At 73.7% G+C, this 18,551-nt stretch carries 16 protein-coding genes; 11 read left to right on the forward strand and 5 right to left on the reverse strand.

The window, feature by feature from the left end; genetic code table 11:
- Positions 1-30: 30 nt before the first annotated feature.
- Positions 31-1,572: a DUF4331 domain-containing protein gene (locus ACWDUZ_RS25285; RefSeq protein WP_451634089.1), complete on the reverse strand. Its 1,542-nt coding sequence runs from the start codon at positions 1,570-1,572 to the stop codon at positions 31-33.
- A 205-nt stretch (positions 1,573-1,777) separates the two neighbouring features.
- Between ACWDUZ_RS25285 and ACWDUZ_RS25290 the strand changes: the two genes are divergently transcribed.
- From ACWDUZ_RS25290 to ACWDUZ_RS25300, 3 genes are all read left to right on the forward strand, one after another.
- Entirely contained in the window at positions 1,778-2,317 is a 540-nt protein-coding gene (locus ACWDUZ_RS25290; RefSeq protein ID WP_451634090.1) for a sigma-70 family RNA polymerase sigma factor, read from the forward strand.
- Positions 2,314-3,180: an anti-sigma factor gene (locus ACWDUZ_RS25295; protein WP_451634091.1), complete on the forward strand. Its 867-nt coding sequence runs from the start codon at positions 2,314-2,316 to the stop codon at positions 3,178-3,180. Before ACWDUZ_RS25290 ends, ACWDUZ_RS25295 begins: the two co-directional genes overlap by 4 nt.
- Positions 3,181-3,295: 115 nt before the next feature.
- On the forward strand, positions 3,296-3,562 hold the full coding sequence (locus ACWDUZ_RS25300) for a hypothetical protein (protein WP_030178883.1): 267 nt from the start codon (positions 3,296-3,298) through the stop codon (positions 3,560-3,562).
- A 106-nt stretch (positions 3,563-3,668) separates the two neighbouring features.
- Here ACWDUZ_RS25300 and ACWDUZ_RS25305 read toward each other — a convergent pair whose 3' ends face one another.
- From ACWDUZ_RS25305 to hmgA, 4 genes are all read right to left on the reverse strand, one after another.
- Positions 3,669-4,865, reverse strand: a complete 1,197-nt coding sequence (locus ACWDUZ_RS25305; protein WP_451634092.1) for a CaiB/BaiF CoA transferase family protein — start codon at positions 4,863-4,865, stop codon at positions 3,669-3,671.
- Positions 4,866-4,995: 130 nt separating this feature from the next.
- Positions 4,996-6,171, reverse strand: a complete 1,176-nt coding sequence (locus tag ACWDUZ_RS25310) for a type ISP restriction/modification enzyme (protein ID WP_451634144.1) — start codon at positions 6,169-6,171, stop codon at positions 4,996-4,998.
- A 43-nt stretch (positions 6,172-6,214) separates the two neighbouring features.
- Positions 6,215-6,964, reverse strand: a complete 750-nt coding sequence (locus ACWDUZ_RS25315) for a GntR family transcriptional regulator (RefSeq protein ID WP_451634093.1) — start codon at positions 6,962-6,964, stop codon at positions 6,215-6,217.
- 26 nt (positions 6,965-6,990) lie between these two features.
- Positions 6,991-8,337, reverse strand: a complete 1,347-nt coding sequence (hmgA, locus tag ACWDUZ_RS25320) for a homogentisate 1,2-dioxygenase (protein WP_451634094.1) — start codon at positions 8,335-8,337, stop codon at positions 6,991-6,993.
- A gap of 157 nt (positions 8,338-8,494) precedes the next feature.
- On the opposite strand from hmgA, the gene ACWDUZ_RS25325 reads away from it, so the two are divergent.
- The 8 genes from ACWDUZ_RS25325 to ACWDUZ_RS25360 all read left to right on the forward strand — a co-directional run bounded on the left by ACWDUZ_RS25325 (position 8,495) and on the right by ACWDUZ_RS25360 (position 18,516).
- Positions 8,495-9,484 (forward strand): hypothetical protein, encoded by a 990-nt coding sequence (locus tag ACWDUZ_RS25325; protein ID WP_451634095.1) that lies wholly within the window; start codon positions 8,495-8,497, stop codon positions 9,482-9,484.
- An 82-nt stretch (positions 9,485-9,566) separates the two neighbouring features.
- The gene (locus tag ACWDUZ_RS25330; protein WP_451634096.1) at positions 9,567-10,244 is read left to right on the forward strand and encodes a TetR family transcriptional regulator; all 678 of its coding nucleotides are present in this window, start codon (positions 9,567-9,569) and stop codon (positions 10,242-10,244) included.
- A gap of 201 nt (positions 10,245-10,445) precedes the next feature.
- Positions 10,446-12,677: a molybdopterin oxidoreductase family protein gene (locus tag ACWDUZ_RS25335; RefSeq protein WP_451634097.1), complete on the forward strand. Its 2,232-nt coding sequence runs from the start codon at positions 10,446-10,448 to the stop codon at positions 12,675-12,677.
- A 176-nt stretch (positions 12,678-12,853) separates the two neighbouring features.
- Entirely contained in the window at positions 12,854-13,537 is a 684-nt protein-coding gene (locus tag ACWDUZ_RS25340; RefSeq protein WP_451634098.1) for a hypothetical protein, read from the forward strand.
- Positions 13,524-14,261, forward strand: a complete 738-nt coding sequence (locus ACWDUZ_RS25345) for a class F sortase (protein ID WP_451634099.1) — start codon at positions 13,524-13,526, stop codon at positions 14,259-14,261. Before ACWDUZ_RS25340 ends, ACWDUZ_RS25345 begins: the two co-directional genes overlap by 14 nt.
- A gap of 236 nt (positions 14,262-14,497) precedes the next feature.
- Positions 14,498-15,847: an ABC transporter ATP-binding protein gene (locus ACWDUZ_RS25350; protein WP_451634100.1), complete on the forward strand. Its 1,350-nt coding sequence runs from the start codon at positions 14,498-14,500 to the stop codon at positions 15,845-15,847.
- A 183-nt stretch (positions 15,848-16,030) separates the two neighbouring features.
- Complete coding sequence (locus ACWDUZ_RS25355) at positions 16,031-17,419, forward strand: aldehyde dehydrogenase family protein (RefSeq protein ID WP_451634101.1); 1,389 nt, start codon at positions 16,031-16,033, stop codon at positions 17,417-17,419.
- A 14-nt stretch (positions 17,420-17,433) separates the two neighbouring features.
- Positions 17,434-18,516 (forward strand): Zn-dependent alcohol dehydrogenase, encoded by a 1,083-nt coding sequence (locus ACWDUZ_RS25360; RefSeq protein WP_451634102.1) that lies wholly within the window; start codon positions 17,434-17,436, stop codon positions 18,514-18,516.
- Positions 18,517-18,551 lie beyond the last annotated feature (35 nt).

The following is an 18,551-nucleotide window of genomic DNA, read 5'->3' on the forward strand; positions in this document are numbered from 1 at the left end:
CCGCGCCGGTCGGTGGGGTGCGGTCGCGGGTCAGTACGGACGCTGCATCCGGCGGCGCCACCACGCGAGGGCGCTGCCGATCAGCAGGATCCCGGCCGCGCCCGAGGCTGCCGAGGCGGCGATCAGGACCGTGTCGCCGGAGCCGCCGGACGACGCGCCGGCCGGCTTCAGCGCGTCGCCGATCTGGCTGCGCACGTCCGCGCCGCCGGTCGTGCCCTTGGCGAGCGGACCGCGCGAACCGGACGTCGGTTCGGCGACGTAGGGGAAGGACTTCTCGAACTTCTTGTCGTTCGCGTCGACGGCGTCGCCCAGGTCGTTCTTGGCACCGACCAGCTCGCCCTCCACCACCTGGAGCGCGGCGTCGATCACGTCGTCGGTGAGGCGGCGGCCGTTCGGGAAGCCCGCGTTGTCGCCGTCCAGGACCCCCAGTCGCTTGGGGTGCATGCTCGGCTTGATCGAGGTGTTCAGGCGCAGTTCCTCCGCCGGACGCACGTGCGGCGGCTGGTTGAGGCCCTTGACACCCTTGAGGAACACGTCGACCAGGTCGTCGCGCGGCTCGGCCGGTGCCTTGATCTTGTAGATCGCCTCGATCAGCCTGGGCAGCTCGGGGTTGGTGACGTTCTTCAGGAACCGCGCGTCGTGCCAGGGCGAGGACGCGTTGAACCTGTCCTTGTCCTTCTGCGGGTTCACGACCTCGTTGACGAGCGGGTTGCCCAGGCGGGAGACCTGCGTGTAGTACCCCTGCGCGTTCCGGCGCTGGGTCGTGGACCAGATGCCGACGACCGGCTGGTGCGCCGACTCGCGGATCAGGTCGTTCGGCACCTGGAGGGCGATCGTGTTGACGTTGTAGCCCTTGAGCGTGTCGTTGCCGACCTCGGAGAGGTTCCCGCCGTACAGCAGGTCGAAGACCCGCAGGTCCAGGAAGAACGGGTCGTCGGCCTGGCCGGCGAAGGTCCGGGCGCCGCCCGCCGCCCTGTGCACGGCCTGGTGGCGCAGCTCGGTGTAGTCCGGCATCGACGCCCTGCCGACGTTCGACGGCGCGGCCGGCACGTCGTCCGCCAGCTTCGTCCTCGACATCACGTGCTGGTTCTTCAGCCTGATCAGATCGATGTCGTACGTCTGCGTGATGTTGAGGTCCGGGTCGTCCAGGCTGGTCACCGGGCCGGTGTTGAAGAGGAAGGTGTCGCCGTTCTTCCGGTGCGTGGTGAAGGTGCAGCGGAAGAGCAGGTCGCCCTGCGCGTCACCGTTGTTGTCGATGTGGATGTCGTACTGCGCGTCGTCCGCGAACGTGTAGAAGTTCGGCCCGCCGGCCGGTTCCTCGAAGGGGATCCAGTTCGCCACGATCGTCGTGGTGTCGGGTTTGTCCGGGCTCACGAACGCGTACACGTCCGTGTTGTCGTACTGCGGGGTCCCCGAGATCAGCGGGGCCTCCCGGTGGGAGGAGGCGGAGGCCGCCCCCGGTTCCAGCGTGGCCACACCGGCGGCTGCGAGCCCCCCGGCGGCCAGCGCACCACAGATGAGCGTGACGAGGCCCTTGCGTCCCGCACCACTCCTGGAGATAAGAGGTGTCATGCCGTCCGTCCTCGGTGCCGACTTGCCTGACGTCCGGGATTCGGAGACGGCGCCGGGACGGATTGGTGCCGAGGGAGTTTTCTTTTTCCGTCCGCCCGACCCGCGTTTCGGGGCGGCCGATCCGTAACTCCGTCCGGAGGTGCGTTCCTTGCGAGTGCCGGATGTGACGGGACGGTCCGGATGCGGCCGACGAGAGGGGGATCGCGTGGAGGCGGACGAGCTTCTGCTGCTCGTGGCCGGTGGTGACCAGAAGGCGTTCGAGCAGCTGTACGGGCTGGTGTCCGGGCCCGTGTACGGGCTGGTGCGGCGCGTGGTCCGCGATCTGGCGCAGTCGGAGGAGGTGACCCAGGAGGTGCTGCTCGAACTGTGGCGCTCCGCCGCGAGGTTCGACCCCGCGCGCGGCAGCGCCCTGTCCTGGGTCCTCACCCTCGCCCACCGCCGCGCCGTCGACCGGGTGCGCAGCGCCCGCGCCGCCGGCGAACGCGAGCGGCGCGAGGCACTGCGCGCCGGGCCGGACTTCGACCAGGTCACCGAGGAGGTCGAGGCCGGCCTGGAACGGGAGTGGGTGCGCCGCTGCCTGGACCGCCTCACCACCCTGCAACGCCAGTCCGTCACCCTGGCCTACTACGACGGCTACACCTACCGTGAGGTGGCCGAGCGGCTGTCCCTGCCGTTGGGCACCGTCAAGACCCGTATGCGCGACGGACTGACCCGGCTGCGCCAGTGCCTGGGAGGTGCCGCGTGAGCCTCCTCGACCGCCTCCTGCGCCGCGAGGACCTGCACTCCCTGGCCGCGCCCTACGCCCTCGACGCGCTGGAGGGGGCCGAGCGGATCCGCTTCGAGCGGCACCTGGCACGCTGCCCGCGCTGCGCCGCCGAGGTGCGCGCGCTGTCCGAGGACGCGGTGCGACTGGCCTGGTCCGCCGCGGCACCGCCGCCCCCCGCACTGCGCGACCGGGTGCTGGCCGCCGTGCGCGACACCCCGCAGGACCCGGCGCCCGCCGCTCGCGACGTCCCGGGCGACGGACGGAACACCTCGCGGGAGCGGGCCCCCGCCCGTGGGCGCACCCCCCAACTGCCGCCGCACGTCTGGGGTGCCGAGCCGCCGCCCGCACGCACCCGTGCGCCGCGGCCGCGCCCCCTGCTCGTCCCGTTCGCCACGGCGACCGCCGCAGCGGCCCTCGTCGTCGCCGCCCTCTTCGCGGTCCAGGCGGAGCGGACCCAGGACCGGCTGGACGCCCAGCGGGACGGGGCGCGTGAGATCGCCCACGTTCTGGGCGCGCCCGACGCGCGCGCCACCACCGGCCACGACGCCCGGGGGCGCAGAATCGGAGTGATCGCTTCCGCAGTTGAGGGCCGAGCCGTCGTCACCCTGAGCGGATACTCCTCCCCGCCCCCGGGCCGGGTACGGCAGCTCTGGCTCATGCGCCCCGGCGCACAGCCGCGGTCCCTGGGGCTCTTCGCGGGTGACACGCCCTTGGCCGTCTCCGGTCTCGACCGGTCCGCGGTGTCACTCGCCGTGACCGTCGAACCCGACGGGGGCTCGGCGCGGCCCACTGGCCAGCCCATTGTCCAACTCGCCTTGAAATCGGTCGGATTCGGAGAGTAGTCGTCAACACCCTTACGGGGAAGGTGAATCCTGTGACCGTGATACACGCATGCCCGGCTGGGGCGATAGGGTTACTCTGCCTGGGCCGGGTGGACTCGTACGGGTGGGGAGTGACATGGAGCAGATAACAGTGCGCAGCAGGGCCAGGGTCCCTGCGATCACCTGCGGGAGCAGTGCGACCAGCTCGCGCCTCGACCGCCATCTGGCGGTGCTGGGCGGCCCCGCCGTCCCCCAGCGCGAGGCGGCCGAGGCGACGTCGCTGATGCGCGAGCTGATCGCGCGTGACGCGCACGACCGCACGGGCAGGGGCGACCGGATGCGCCGGGTGTCGCTGTTCGCGCCGCTGCGCCGGCTGCGCCGCTCGCTGTTCGGCGGCCGCTGAGCACGGCCGGCGTCCCCGCACGGCCCAGGACCGCCGTCCTCTTGTGACGGCCGAGGGCGCCGACCGGCGTCCCCGGAACCGCTCACCGGCTCACCAGGCCGCGCGCTCAGGCCACCACACCGTCCCGGCGCAGCGCTGCGATCTCGTCCTCCGTCATCCCCACGGCTCGCAGCAGCATCCCGGTGTGCTGTCCGAGCGCCGGCACCTCTCCCATGCGCGGCTCGGCCCCGCCCGGCAGGGTGATCGGCGGCAGCAGCGCCCTGAGCGGCCCGACCGGCGTCCCCACCTCCCGCCACCGCTCCCGCGCCGCCAGTTGCGGATGCTCCGCCACCTCGTGCACGTCCCGCAGCCGCGCACACGCGATGCCGGCGCCCTCCAGCCGCGCCAGCGCCTCGTCGGCGGCCAGTGCGCCCAGGGCCTCCGCGACCAGTGCGTCGGTGCGCTCGCGGTTCGCGACCCGGGCCGCGTTGGTGGCGAAGGACGGATCCGTCCCCAGCCCGGGCCGGTCCAGTACCTGTTCGGCCAGCCGCCGCCACTCCCGGTCGTTCTGCACCGACAGCAGCACCCGTCCGCCGTCGGCCGTCCCGTAGGCGTCGTAGGGCGCGATGACGGCGTGCGCGAGACCGGTGCGCGCCGGGGCGGACCCGCCGTGCATCGCATGGTGCAGCGGATGCCCCATCCACTCCGCGAGGGCTTCCAGCATCGACACCTCGACCGGCCCGCCGCGCCCGGTCGTGGCGCGCCGCAGCAGGGCCGCCAGGACGCCCGAGAAGGCGTACATGGCCGCCGCGATGTCCGCCGCCGGGATGCCCGCCTTCACCGGCTGCTCCGGCGTCCCGGTCACCGACACCAGCCCCGCCTCGCACTGCACGAGCATGTCGTACGCCCGCTTGCCGGCGTACGGGCCGACGGAGCCGTATCCCGAGATGTCGACGGCGATCAGGCGCGGGTGCGCCGCGCACAGCGTGGCCGCGTCCAGGCCGAGCCGGGCCGCCGCGCCGTGGGCGAGGTTCTGCACGAACACGTCCGCGTCCGCCACCAGCCGCCGCACCACGGCCCGCCCCCGCGGGTCCTTCAGGTCCACGGCTATGGACTCCTTGCCCCGGTTGCACCACACGAAGTGGGAGGCGAGCCCTCCGGCGGCGGCGTCGTAGCCGCGGGCGAAGTCGCCGCCGTCGATCCGCTCCACCTTCACGACCCGCGCGCCGAGGTCGGCGAGCTGCCGGGTCGCGAACGGCGCCGAGACGGCCTGCTCGACGGCGACGACGGTGATGCCCTCCAGGGGCAGGGGAAACCGGTCCATGTCGTGGATCATGACCCGCCGGCGGCTGCCTTGTCAGCACCGCCGCCCGGAGGCGGACATGTCGGCGTGCCGCGGGTGACCGGCCCGGTGGCGCTCGGAGCAGGGCGGACCGGACCTCCGGGCCCTCCGCTCAGAGCAGGGCGAACTGGCCCTCCGGGCCCTCCTCCTGATGGTCGAGGACGGAGGCCGGGCGGCGCGCCGTGGCCGGGACCGGCAGGACTCCCGCGGACCGCAGCTCGGTCGCGGTGACCGGGTCGGTGACGGTCAGCGCCTCGCGCCGGGGCCGCAGTTCGGCCAGCAGCGCCAGGACGGTGATCAGCTCCAGCAGCTCCGAGGTCCACGCCTGCGGCCAGGCGGCCGGGCGGATCGCGGCGAGCGTGCCCGGTTCCCCCTCCCCGGTCCGGGCCGCGAACCACTGCTCCAGGACCCGGACCGAACCGCACTCGAAGTCCCAGGCCTCGGGGGGTACCGGTGAGATCCGTCCCTCGCCGAGGTGCAGGGCTTCCTCGTCGCGGTCGTAGTGCAGGGTGAGCGGGCGGGCCGGCAGCGGGGCGCGGACGTAGGGACGGCGGCCCCCGGGCAGCTTGGGCCGGTCGCCGTCGCGGCGCATCAGCCACAGCATCCGGCGGCCCGCCTCCACGCCCTCCGCCCAGAGCCCCGCGTCCCCGGTGAGCGGGACGGCCAGGCCGTCCGGCCCGGGACGCGCCGCCGCCAGGATCCAGGCGAGCAGGTCCAGCGGGTCGGGGGCGCTCCCGAGACGGGCGGCCAGATGCTCCGGCAGGCCGGGAGCCAGGTTGGGTTCCTCGGCGCCGGGACGGCGGTAGAGGGGACGGACGCGGCCCGGGCGGAGCAGCGGCAGCAGGGACGTCGCGAGCAGGGGCGGCTCCGGGGCGCCCGCCGCGGCCGCCGTCTCCACCGTGAACACCTGCCGGGCGTCCGCCACCCGCCACAGCTCCGGACGGGCCGCGTCGATGAGCCGGTGGTCGGGGATCAGCCACTGCTCGTCGAACGGGGCCGCCAGCACCCGCACGGGCTCCGGGCACGGCCCCGAGGCGCGGACCAGCTTCTCCGTGCCGCCGGCCACGCCCGGCAGCTGCCCGACCGCGGTGTACGGCGTGCGCGCACGCGTCGGTTCGAACAACGCCTCGCGATCAGGGCCCTCGGCCTTGAGCAGCGCGTCCCAACGGGCCCTCAGACAGGCGGCATCGGGGGCCGCCGGCCACCCGCGGCCGAGCCGCGGCGGTGCGACGGACCACGGCATGAGGTCCGCGAGCAGCGGAGCGTCGTCGAGCGTCACGCCCGGCATCGTACGACGGGGTGCGGACTCCCAGGGGCGGTGCGCGGGCGGCTCAGGTGGCATCCAGCGTCACCGTGAAGGAGAAGCGGTCGCCGCGGTAGTGGATGACCGCCACGTCCAGGGGACGTCCCGCCGTGTCGTAGGTGATGCCCGTGTAGTGCAGGATCGGGCTGAGCAGGGGCACGTCCAGCAGGCGTGCCGTCTCGGGGTCGGCCAGCCGCGCCTCCACCGTGTCCGTGATCCGGCTGATGCCCGCGCCCACCACGTCCCGCAGGACCTTCGTCATGGGCCAGCGCGCGAGATCGTCCGGCGATATGCGGGCGGCCAGCTCCGGACGGACGTAGTTGCGGGCGTGGTTGGTCGGCTCGCCGCTCTTCTCGTCGCTGCGCAGCCGGTGGTACGTCGCCACCTCGTCCAGATCCGGGAAGAACTCGGCGAGTTCGCCGGGGACGGGCGCCGGGCCGTGGTCCAGCAGTTCGGTCGTCATCCCGGACTGCTGGGCCACGATCGCGTCCACCGAACCGAGCAGCCGCACCGGGGAGCTGCGGGTGGCCGCGGGTTCGATGAACGTGCCGCGCCGCCGGTGGCGGGTGATCAGCCCCTCGTCCTCCAGCTCCTTCAGCGCCTGCCGCATGGTCAGCACGCTCACCCCGTAGTGGCCCGCCAGCTGCTCCTCGGTGGGCAGCCGCAGCGGGTCGCGGGGCGAGCGGCCGAGGATCGAGGCGCGCAGCGACTGCGACACCTGGTACCACAGCGGCAGCTTGCGGTTCAGGACGATCGAATCCGGAGCGAAGGAGGTCACGGGCCATCCGTACCTGGCGGGAATCGTCAGTGCAAGGGGCGGCGGAAGTGCCCTTCCAGCCCCTGCCAGACGTCGTCGTAGCGCTGTTGCAGGTGCTCGGCGCGCAGCGCGTGCGGCGTGAGCGTCACCGGCCAGCGGGTCTCGAACATGAAGGCCAGCCCGTCGTCGATCTTCTGCGGCTTCAGTTCCGCGGCGCTCGCCCGGTCGAAGGTCTCCCGGTCCGGGCCGTGCGCCGACATCATGTTGTGCAGCGAGCCGCCGCCGGGCACGAAGCCCTCGGCCTTGGCGTCGTAGGCGCCCTCGATCAGGCCCATGTACTCGCTCATGACGTTCCGGTGGAAGTACGGCGGCCGGAAGGTGTCCTCGCCCACCAGCCAGCGCGGCGCGAAGACCACGAAGTCCACGCCCGCCAGGCCAGGGGTGTCGGAGGGAGAGGTCAGCACCGTGAAGATCGACGGGTCCGGGTGGTCGTAGGAGATCGTCCCGATCACGTTGAAGCGGCGCAGGTCGTAGACGTACGGCACATGATTGCCGTGCCAGGCGACGACGTCGAGCGGAGAGTGGTCGTAGGTGGCCGTCCAGAGGTTGCCGCAGAACTTGTTCACCACCTCCACCGCACCCTCGACGTCCTCGTAGGCGGCGACGGGCGCGCGGAAGTCACGGGCGTTGGCGAGCCCGTTGGCGCCGATGGGGCCGAGGTCGGGCAGGCGGAAGGGGGCGCCGTAGTTCTCGCAGACGTAGCCGCGCGCGGTCGGGATCTGCCCGCCATCGGACTCGGTGTCGAGGAGTTCGACGCGGAAACGCACCCCGCGCGGGATCAGCGCCACATGACCCGGCTCGGCGTGCAGCAGCCCGAACTCCGTGCGCAGCAGCAGCCCGCCGCGCTCCGGCACGATCAGCAGCTCGCCGTCCGCGTCGCTGAAGACCCGCTCCATCGAGCGGTTGGCGTGGTACAGGTGCACGGCCATGCCGGTGCGCTGGGTGACGTCGCCGTTGCCGCCGAGGGTCCACAGGCCGGCCAGGAAGTCCGTCTCCGGCCCGGGCTCGGGCAGCGGGTTCCAGCGCAGCCGGTTGGGGTCGGGCACCGCCTGGGTGAAGGGCGCCGTGCGCAGCGAGCCGTTGCCGGTGCGGGTGAACGCCGGGTGCGCCGCCGAGGGGCGGATGCGGTACAGCCACGAGCGGCGGTTGTGCGCCCGCGGCTCGGTGAACGCCGAACCGCTGAGCTGCTCCGCGTACAGCCCGAGGGGGGCGCGCTGCGGCGAGTTGCGGCCCTCGGGCAGCGCGCCGGGCACCGCCTCCGAGTTGTGCTCGTTGCCGAAACCGTGGAGGTAGGTCAGTCCTTCGGCGGTCTTGCGTGCGTCCCCGCTGCTCATCGTCGCTCCCTTGCGCACCGGCCCTTATTCCTATGGAACACCGTAGGATTGCGTTTTCCCGCACGCAAGAGGGCCTGAAGCCCTCCTTCCGGGGGAGGGGGGAGAACCAGACCTGAGAGGGATCCGGCCGGCGGCGGGCTGTTCTACGCTCCGCACCATGACGTCGTGGACGCGCCGGTCTCGCGCCGCGCTCGCGATCTGTGTCCTGTTGCTCGCCGGGGCGGCGGGCTGCGGCGGGAGCGGTGCGCGGGGGAGTACGCAGGAGGAATCGCCCACACCCGTGGGCAAGCTCATCGACCACACGGACGAGGAGGGGCGGCCCTACCGTGAGGTGGAAAGGAAGGCCGCGCCCGAGGTGGGCGTCGAGGTGCGGCCCGACGCGGGCGGCAACTGGGACGTGCGCCTGACCGTACGCCGCTTCCGTTTCTCGCCGGCGGGCACGGCGGCGCACGCCACGGTCGGCCGGGGCGTGGCCCACGTGCTGGTGGACGGCCGGCTCGTCGGCCGCCTGCGCGCCCCGGAGTTCCGCCTCTCCGCCCGCCTGGTCCCGCGCGGCACCCACCACGTCACCGCCCGGCTGTACGCCGACGACGGCACGGTCTGGGCGGTCGCCGGCAAGCCGGTCCAGAGCACCGCCGACATAACGGCGTCGGCCCCGAGTCCCGGCACACCGGCGACCCCCGACCTGCCCGCCGTCTGCCCGACCGGCACGGCGAGCGCGGCGGGCGTGGCGGACCGGGTGGGGGAGGGCGGCAGCGCAACCGCGGCGGGCCGGGCGGGTGCCGTCGGTACGGCGATCGGGGCGGACCGGGCGGGCGCCACCGCCTTCACCGTCACGACACCCGGCCTCCCCTGTCCGACCGCCACCGCGAGCGTGGCGAGAGCGTCGGGTCCGGTGGGCGCCGCCGCCGCGGCCCCTGCCGTCGGCTCCGCCGTCCCGGCCGCCGTGAGCGGTGCCGGCCCCGTCACCAGGGCGTCCGCGGTCGTCACCACGGCCGGCGCGGGCGGTGCCGCCGACGCGGTCTTCGGGACCTGCACGTTCGCCGTCACCCCGCCCGGCGCACCGGACAGCGGGTGCGCGTTGGCCGGTGCCGGTGCCGGTGCCGGTGCCGGTGCCGGTGCCGGTGTGCGGCCGGCCGTGTCGTGACGCACCGGACGGCCGCCGGTCCCGGTGGCTCCGGTCCCGGTGAGGGAGGGCGCGCTTCACCGGACCGGCGGGGAGCGGCATCATGGCGTCCGTGCACCATGCGACCCCGCTGCGCCGCGCACCCGTACAGCGGCGCAGCGCCGAACGGCTGACCAGGATCCTCGACGCCTGCGCCGACCTCCTCGACGAGGTCGGCTACGACGCCCTGAGCACACGTGCCGTCGCCCGGCGCGCGGGCGTGCCCATCGGCTCCGTCTACCGCTTCTTCGGCAACAAGCGCGCGATGGCCGACGCCCTCGCCCAGCGCAACCTCGAGCAGTACACCGAGCGCGTCAAGGAGCGTCTGACGGGGCGCCCGAAGGAGACGGCCGCCGATGCGGCGGACGGACCGGTGGCAGGGGCCTCCGAGGGCTTCGCCGGCGTGGGCTGGCGCGTGGCCATGGACGCCGTGCTCGACGAGTACCTGGAGATGAGGCGGACGGCCCCCGGCTTCTCCCTCGTCGACTTCGGCAACCAGATCCCGCTCGGCACCCGCCACGCCGGGCCCAACCACCGCGTCACCGACCGTCTCGTCGACCTGCTCTCCGGCCACCTGCGCCGTGAACCGGACGACGACCTGCGCCGCGTCTTCCTGGTGGCCGTCGAAACCGCCGACACCCTCGTCCAACTCGCCTTCCGGGTCGATCCGGAGGGCGACCAGAAGATCATCGAGGAGGCGCGGGAGCTGCTGCGGGCGTATCTCGGCCGCGTGCTGGACTGAGAATCGGGGCTCGCCACGGGGCATACCGCTCGGTATGCTCGCGTCGGGTCCGTGCGCCACGCCCTGCGGCGTGCGTCAACCGGCGTGCGTCGACGGACGGCTGGCGCGCGGCGCGCGCCGTACGCCAGGTGTCATACGCCGTGTGCCGTACGGCGCCGTCACCGCGACCCGCCGCGACCGACCGCGATCCCGGGAGGACCCGTGTCCCGCACCGCCCTGCGAATCTGTCCCCTGTGCGAGGCCACCTGCGGGCTGACGCTCACCGTCGACGGCACTCGCGTCACCGGCGCCCGAGGCGACCGGGAGGACGTGTTCAGCAAGGGGTTCATCTGCCCGAAGGGAGCCTCGTTCGGGGCCGTCGACGGCGACCCGGACCGGCTGCGAGGCCCGCTCGTGCGCCGGGACGGTGAGCTCCGCGAGGCCACCTGGCAGGAGGCGTTCGACGCGGTGGCGGCCGGGATCCGGCCGGTCGTCGAGCGGTACGGACCGCACACGGTCGGCGTGGTCCTGGGCAACCCCAACGTGCACACCGTGGCCGGCGCCCTCTACCCGCCGGTGCTGCTCTCCGCCCTCGGCACCCGCAGCCTGTTCACCGCCTCCACGCTGGACCAGATGCCCAAGCACGTCTCCAGCGGACTGCTCTACGGCGACGCGAACGCCATCCCCGTGCCGGACCTCGACCGCACCGACCACCTGCTCCTCATCGGCGCCAACCCGCTGGAGTCCAACGGCAGTCTGTGCACCGCCCCCGACTTCCCCGGCAGGCTCAAGGCGCTCAAGGCGCGCGGCGGCACCCTCACCGTCGTCGACCCGCGCCGCACCCGCACCGCCGCGCTCGCCGACCGGCACGTGGCGATCCGGCCCGGCGGCGACGCCCTGCTGCTCGCGGCCATGGCCGGCGTTCTCTTCGAAGAGGGCCTGACCGACCTCGCGCACCTCGCCCCGCACGTCCAGGGTGTCGAGGAACTGCGCCGGGCCTTGCGGGACTTCACGCCCGAGGTCGTGTCCGCCGCGTGCGACGTGGACGCCGCCGTGATCCGCACCCTCGCCCGCGACCTCGCCGCCGCCCCCACCGCCGCCGTCTACGGCCGCATCGGCACCTGCACCGTCCCGCACGGCACCCTGGCCAGCTGGCTCGTCGACGTCCTCACCGTCCTCACCGGCAACCTGGACCGTCCCGGCGGCGCCCTCTTCCCGCAGGCCGCCACCGACAGGACGCCCCGGCCGGCCGGGCCCGGCCGGGGCTTCGCGCTCGGCCGCTGGCACTCCCGGGTGAGCGGACACCCCGAGGCCAAGAGGGAGTTGCCGATCTCCGCGCTCGCCGAGGAGATCGACACGGCGACGCCGCAGGGCGAGCCGGTCCGCGCCCTGATCGCCGTCGCCGCCAACCCGGTGCTGTCCGCCCCGGACGGCGACCGCCTCGACAAGGCCCTTGCGTCACTGGACTTCATGGTCAGCGTCGACCCGTACCTGAACGAGACCTCGCGCCACGCCCACGTCGTGCTGCCGCCGCCCCCGCCCGCGCAGAGCCCGCACCACGACTTCGCCTTCAACACCCTCGCCGTGCGCAACCAGGTCCGCTACACGCGCGCCGCCGTCCCGCTGGCACCCGGCAGGATGGCCGAGACCGAGATCCTCGCCCGGCTGATCCTCGCCGCCACCGGTCTGCACGGCACCGACCCGGCCGCCGTCGACGAGATGGTCATCGGGCAGACCCTCGCCAAGGCGGTCGAGGAGCCGCACTCGCCCGTGCACGGCCGCGACCCGAGCGAGCTGGCGCAGCGGCTCACCGGCGACGGCGGCCCCGAACGGCGCCTGGACATGATGCTGCGCCTCGGCCCCTACGGCGACGGCTTCGGCCTCCGGCCCGACGGGCTGAGCCTGGAGCAGCTGCTCGCCCATCCGCACGGCATCGACCTCGGCCCGTTGCGGCCCCGGCTGCCCCAGCCGCTGAGGACCGTCTCCGGCAAGGTCGAGCTGCTGCCGCGGCCCATCGCCGACGATCTGCCACGGCTGCGCGCGGCCCTGCGCGAGCGCCCGGCCGCCGGGCCGGTCCTGGTCGGCCGCCGCCATCTGCGCTCCAACAACAGCTGGATGCACAACGTGCCCGCCCTCACCGGCGGTTCCAACCGCTGCACCCTGCATGTCCACCCCGAGGACGCCCAGCGGCTCGGCGTCACCGACGGGATGCCCGTGCGGGTGAAGGGTGCCGGGGGAGAGGTGACCGTTCCGGCGGAGGTCACGGACGCCGTACGGCCCGGCGTGGTGAGCCTGCCGCACGGCTGGGGCCACGACCGCCCCGGAACCCGGCTGACGCACGCCGCCACCGACCCCGGCGTCAACGTCAACCAGCTGCTGGACGGCAGCATGCTGGACCCGCTCAGCGGCAACGCCGTCCTCAACGGAGTGCCCGTCGAACTCACCGCGACATGATGACCCGTGATGCCTCGGACCTGAGCGGGGACCTGAACGGCGGCGCGCGGTTGCGCCGGGCGAGGGACACCTGACGGCGCGTCGGACGGGGGTGGGGCGCTCGCGGGAGAGGGCGTGAAAGAGAGTCAGATGAAAGTGCGATTTGTATGAAAATCGTCTGACTCGGAGGAATGCGCATGCCCACTCTGACACTCCCACGCATCCTCGGCTCCCGCGTCGGCGCCGCCGCGGCCGCCACGGCCCTGACGGTGGTGGGTGCCCCGTGGCTGGGGGCGCCGTCCGCCGTGGCCCAGACCAACGGCGACATCAGGATCCACCGCCTGGGAGTCCCCTTCGGCGTCCCGAAGGACGACCCTGTGGTCTGCCGGTTCTATCTGGAGGCCACCAACTTCGGTGACGAAATGAGCATCACGTACCGGATCGAGCCGCAGCCCCCGCTGCCTACGGGGGACGGCTACAACGGCTCCATCACGCTCGCGGGCGGTGTCGGCCACACCGAGCCGCTGGGACTGGCCAACGGTCAGTACCGGCTCACCTTCCCCTCCCCCCCGACGCAGACGATCCCCACCCCGACGGAGAAGATCTTCCGCGTCAACTGCCATGACGACAACCGCCACGACGGCGGACAGGGCGCCAACGGGTTCGGCGCCCCGGGCCGCGACGACCAGCACGGTGGCCCCGGAGCGGACCGCGGCGACCCCCTGCCTCCGAGGGGCGGCGTGCACGCGGGCGGCGGCGGCCTGGCCGACACGGCTCAGGCCTTCTCCCCGGTGGCCGGGGCGGCGGCCGTCGGGCTGGTCGTGGTCAGCGCGGCCGCGTACGTCCGGCTGATCCGCCGGCGCCCCCATGGCGCCGCGTAGGCGCAGACGCAGGCCCTGGTACCGGACCCGCGCCTACCGTCTCGCCCGCACGACCGTGCTCGCGGCGGTCCTGGTGACGGCGGGGGTCCGGTGCGAGGGACACCACGGGCACCCCACGACGCACAAGGCCGCCGACGCCGAGGCGGCCGGCCGCGCCTCGGGCGGCGGGCCGGACGACCGCGGTTCGGGCGGCGGCGCGGACGGTGACGGCTTTGACGGTGACGGCCCCGGCCGCAAGGGGTCTCCCGCACCGCCTCCCACACCGCTGCCCCGCTCCCGCGCGACCTCCCTGCGCATCCCCTCGCTCGGGATCGACGCGCCCGTCATCGGCATCGGGCTGGGCGCCGACCGGCAGCTCCGGACGCCGCCGGTCGACAAGCCGAAGCTGGTCGGCTGGTACGAGGACGGTCCCACGCCGGGGGAGCCCGGTACCGCGATCGCGGTCGGGCATCGCGACACGAAGACGGGCGCCGCCGTCTTCGCCGCGCTCGGCCAGGTCGAACGGGGCCGCCGCATCGAGGTCCGGCGCGCGGACGGCCGTAGCGCCGTCTACACCGTCGACAAGGTGTCGGTCTTCGACAAGGACCGCTTCCCCGACAAGGAGGTGTACGGCCCCGCCCGCCGCCCCGAACTGCACCTCATCACCTGCGGCGGCCTCTACACCCGCCGCGCCGGCTACTCCAGCAACGTGGTGGTCTTCGCCCATCTGACGTCGACGAAATGATGCGGACGGGACCGCGGCGGCCCGGTCCGGGGCCGGCGGCCGCGGACCGCCCGCCCGCCGGTGAACGCGACCGTCCGCTTTCCCGCCCGCTGGACGAAAATATTCGAAGGTGTCGGATGTCTTCCCCCGGGTGCCTACACTCCGTTAACTTCCGTGACTCATACGCCCCGTGACCCGCACGAGGTCTTCGACACGCGCAGTCCCAGCGCTCCCGGTGAGTCCCCCGAAGGCATCACATGACACGCGCCATCTCTCTGCACGACGTGAGCAAGACGTACTCCAGCAAGGGCCCCCGTGTGGTGGACCGGCTCTCGCTCGACATAGCGCCCGGCGAGTTCCTCGTGCTGCTCGGGCCCTCGGGCTGCGGCAAGTCGACCGTACTGCGGATGATCGCCGGCCTGGAGGAGATCACCGAGGGGGAGTTGCTGCTCGACGGCGAGTACGCCAACGATCTGCTGCCCGCCGGGCGGGACATGGCGATGGTGTTCCAGAACTTCGCGCTGTACCCGAACATGACCAGCCGCAACAACATCGGCTTCCCGCTGCGCATCGAGTCCCCCGGTGTCGACCCCGGCGACCGGGTGGACGCCACCGCCCGGATGCTGGGCATCGAGGACCTCCTCGACCGCTTTCCCGGCCAGCTCTCCGGCGGCGAACGCCAGCGCGTCGCCATGGGCCGGGCGATCGCCCGCCACCCCTCCGCCTTCCTGATGGACGAGCCGCTGTCGAACCTGGACGCCAAGCTGCGCAACCATCTCCGCGCCGAGATATCCCAGCTCACCAGGGAACTGGGCGTGACCACGGTCTACGTCACCCACGACCAGTCCGAGGCCATGTCCCTGGGCGACCGGGTCGCCGTCCTGCGCGGAGGCGTCCTGCAGCAGGTCGGCTCCCCGCGCGCCGTCTACGCGCTGCCCCGCAACGTCTTCGTCGCCGCGTTCATCGGCACCCCGCGTATCAACCTGCTGCGCGGCCTGGTCCGCGCCCCGCTCGGCGGCGCCATGACGATCAGCCTCGGCAAGCAGTTCCTCCGCCTGCCCGAACCCCTGTCCCTGGATCATCAGATGCTCCGCGTGCAGCAGGGCCGCGAGGTGATCGTGGGCCTGCGCTCGGAGGCCGTGCGGATCGCCAAGCCCGACGCCGCCCGGCCCGGCGAGGTGCCGATCACCGGACTGGTGGAGCACCTGGAGTTCCAGGGCCACGAAGTCCTCGTCCACTTCAACACCGGCTCCCAGCCCGCCGTCGTACCGGACCTGGAGGCGCCGCGCCCCGCCGGCCGCCCGGACCGGCGCCGCCGCCGGGACTCCACGGTGCTGGACCGTCTGCGCGAACGGGCCGTCGCGCTGCGCGCCGGCTCGGTGGGCCTGCTCGAGCGCCCCACCGGCGCCGTCGCCGTGCCGGACCTCGCCTCCGCCACCGAACCGCGGCTGCCCGGCGACCTGGTGGTCCGCACCACCCCCGACATCCAGCTTCGCCACGGCATGCAGGTCCCGCTCCTCGTCGACCTCGCCCACCTGTTCGTCTTCGACCAGCACGGCGACCGCATCTGCCCGGCCCCTGACCGCGTCCCCGACCTGGAGGAGTGAGCCGGGCCGGTGCCGGCCGGGCGGCGGCCTGCGGTGCCGGGACGTCTGGTGCGGAAAAACTATCGACGCTAGTTTATGTGGCTGTCGGTAGGTTGTGACGCGTGACGACGCGCCCCGGACCACACGCCCGTGGCCCGCGTGGGGACGCGGAGGACGCCCCCGCCCCGGAGGAGCACCAGCACGATGAAGGCATACGACGGCATGTACATCGGCGGCGCCTGGCGCCCCGCCGCCGGCCCGGACGTCATCGAGGTGGTGAACCCGGCCGACGAGCAGGTCATCGCCACCGTCCCGGCCGGCACCGCCGAGGACGTCGACGCGGCGGTGCGCGCCGCTCGCGCCGCCTTCCCCGGCTGGGCCGCCACCCCGCCCGCGGAGCGGGCCGACCGGCTGGCCGCCCTCCGGGACGTACTGGTGGCGCGCAAGGACGAGATCGCCGGGACGGTCACCGCCGAACTGGGCTCCCCGCTCGCGTTCTCGCAGACCGTGCACGCGGGCGTGCCCATCGCGGTCGCCGGCTCCTACGCCGACCTGGCGGCCACGTACGCCTTCGAGGAGCGGGTCGGCAACTCCACCGTCCTGCACGAGCCGGTTGGCGTGGTCGGCGCCATCACTCCCTGGAACTACCCCCTGCACCAGATCGTCGCCAAGGTCGCCCCGGCGCTCGCGGCGGGCTGCACCGTCGTCCTCAAGCCCGCCGAGGACACCCCGCTCACCGCCCGGCTCTTCGCCGAGGCGGTGCACGAGGCCGGGCTCCCGGCCGGTGTCTTCAACCTGGTCACCGGCCTCGGACCGGTCGCCGGACAGGCACTCGCCGAGCACCCGGACGTCGACCTGGTCTCCTTCACCGGCTCCACCGCCGTGGGCAGGCGGATCGGCGCCGCCGCCGGCGGGGCCGTCAAGCGGGTGGCCCTGGAGCTCGGCGGCAAGTCGGCGAACGTCATCCTGCCGAGCGCCGACCTCGCCAAGGCGGTGAACGTCGGTGTCGCCAACGTCATGTCCAACTCCGGCCAGACGTGCAGTGCCTGGACCCGCATGCTGGTCCACCGCGACCAGTACGACGAGGCGGTCCGGCTGGCCGCTGCGGCCGCCGCCAAGTACGGCGAGCGGATCGGTCCGGTGGTGAGCGCACGGCAACAGGAGCGCGTGCGCGGTTACGTCGAGAAGGGCGTCGCCGAGGGGGCGCGGCTGGTCGCCGGCGGCCCCGAAGCCCCGCGCGAGCAGGGCTACTTCGTCAGCCCCACCGTCCTCGCCGACGTCACCCCCGACATGACCGTCGCCCAGGAGGAGATCTTCGGTCCCGTCCTGGCCGTCCTGCCGTACGAGGACGAGGAGGACGCCCTGCGCATCGCCAACGGCACGGTCTACGGCCTCGCCGGCGCCGTCTGGGCGGGCGACGAGGCGGAGGCGGTCGCCTTCGCCCGCCGGATGGAGACGGGCCAGGTCGACATCAACGGCGGCCGGTTCAACCCCCTCGCCCCCTTCGGCGGCTACAAGCAGTCCGGCGTCGGCCGCGAACTCGGCACGCACGGGCTCACCGAGTACCTCCAGACCAAGTCCCTCCAGTTCTAAGGGAGTCACGAGCCATGGCCGTACGTGCCGCCGTCCTGCCCGCCGTGGGCGCCCCGCTGGAGATCACCGGGATCGAGCTGCCCGAGCCCGGCCCCGGCCAGGTCCGCGTGCGCCTCGCCGCCGCCGGGGTCTGCCACTCCGACCTGTCGCTGACCAACGGCACCATGCGGCTGCCGGTGCCGGCCGTCCTCGGCCACGAGGGCGCCGGGACCGTCGTCGCCGTCGGAGAAGGAGTCACCCACGTCTCGCCCGGCGACGCCGTCGTCCTCAACTGGGCGCCGTCCTGCGGCGGCTGCCACGCGTGCTCGCTCGGCGAGGTCTGGCTGTGCGCCAACGCCCTGAACGGCGCCGCCGGCGTCCACGCCCGCACCGTCGACGGCACCGAGGTGCACCCCGGACTGAACGTCGCCGCCTTCGCCGAGGAGACGGTAGTCGCCGCCCCCTGCGTCCTGCCTCTCCCGGAGGGCGTCCCGCTCACCGACGCCGCCCTCCTCGGCTGCGCCGTCCTCACCGGTTACGGCGCCGTCCACCACTCGGCGCGGGTCCGGCCGGGCGAGACGGTGGCGGTGTTCGGCGCCGGCGGGGTGGGCCTGGCCACCCTCCAGGCGGCGAGGATCGCGGGCGCCGCGAAGATCGTCGCCGTCGACGTCTCCCCGGAGAAGGAGGAGCTCGCACGCCGGGCGGGCGCCACCGACTATGTCGTCGCCTCCGAGAACACCCCCCGGGAGATCCGCGCCCTCACCGGCAAGCAGGGCGTCGACGTCTCCGTGGAGTGCGTGGGCCGCGCGGCCTCCATCCGCGCCGCCTGGGAGTCCACGCGGCGCGGCGGCCGTACGACGGTCGTGGGCATCGGGGGCAAGGAGGAACAGGTCACCTTCAACGCCCTGGAGATCTTCCACTGGGGCCGCACCCTCTCCGGCTGCGTGTACGGCAACTGCGACCCGGCCGAGGACCTGCCCGTGCTCGCCGGACACGTCCGAGCCGGACGCCTGGACCTGGGCGCGCTGGTGACCGAGCGGATCGTCCTGGACGGGATCCCGGCCGCCTTCGAGAACATGACGGCCGGGAAGGGCGGCAGGGCGCTGGTGGTCTTCTAGGCCCTGTCGTCCGCGGCGGACGTGCGCCGGCGAGG

The sequence above is a fragment of the Streptomyces sp. NPDC003393 genome (assembly GCF_053589015.1).